Below are 716 nucleotides of genomic sequence, written 5' to 3'. Positions count from 1 at the left end.
TATACCAACTAATGGGGGGGCGATTCATATGTCAACCAGTGATTCAGTTAGAAAGCTAATTGATAAGGCACATGAATTTAATGAGTCACTATTTAAAGAATTGTCTGAAGGTAAGATATCGGAAGATGAATGGTTTGAGATAAACAATGAGTACTTTACTGAGCATTATCTGGCAAGCGATAACCCAAGAGGTCAATCAGGGCATGGTGGAAATGAACATGGATACTTTCATTCGCATCAGATGCTGATTGATGTAATTCATAAAAGTGGAACAATTATTGATGTTGGGGCGCGAACGGATATCTGCTCGAGTCTCTTCATCGTTGGGTAACCGCGCTTGGGTACTATAAATTAACCTGCCATGGGCTTGATATTTCTCAAGGCTTAATTGAGTTAGCGAAGAAACGCCTTCCAGAATGGAGCAATCATTTTTATACAGGGAATGCAGTGAGTTGGACTCCAAAGGAGAAGTTTGACTTTGTCTGTGTTAAGGAGTTAGATTATGCAGTTCCCGGTAAGCAGCAGATGTTTTTGGAACATCTACTTGAACATTTTGTTAAACCGTCTGGGAGACTGATTTTAGGTCCCTATAGTGAAGAGACAAGTACTTCTACTAGGTACGGATTAGTATCTAGTTGGGGTTACAAGCCTACTGGTTGTATCGAGAGATCTAACCATAAACATGTTGACATCTCCAGGCGATTGCTTTGGTGGGA

The 716-nt window shown here is 40.6% G+C and carries 1 protein-coding gene; it reads left to right on the top strand.

The genetic code is table 11. The features are described 5' to 3' along the window. Nucleotides 1-331, top strand: a 331-nt coding sequence (locus tag GC093_RS30560; RefSeq protein WP_216624935.1) for a hypothetical protein, incomplete at its 5' end; no start/stop codon positions are given. Between the last annotated feature and the right edge of the window lie 385 nt (nt 332-716).

It is taken from the genome of Paenibacillus foliorum (assembly GCF_013141765.1).
GTDB classification, from domain to species: domain Bacteria; phylum Bacillota; class Bacilli; order Paenibacillales; family NBRC-103111; genus Paenibacillus_S; species Paenibacillus_S foliorum.
This window is presented reverse-complemented; position numbering and strand designations above follow the sequence as displayed.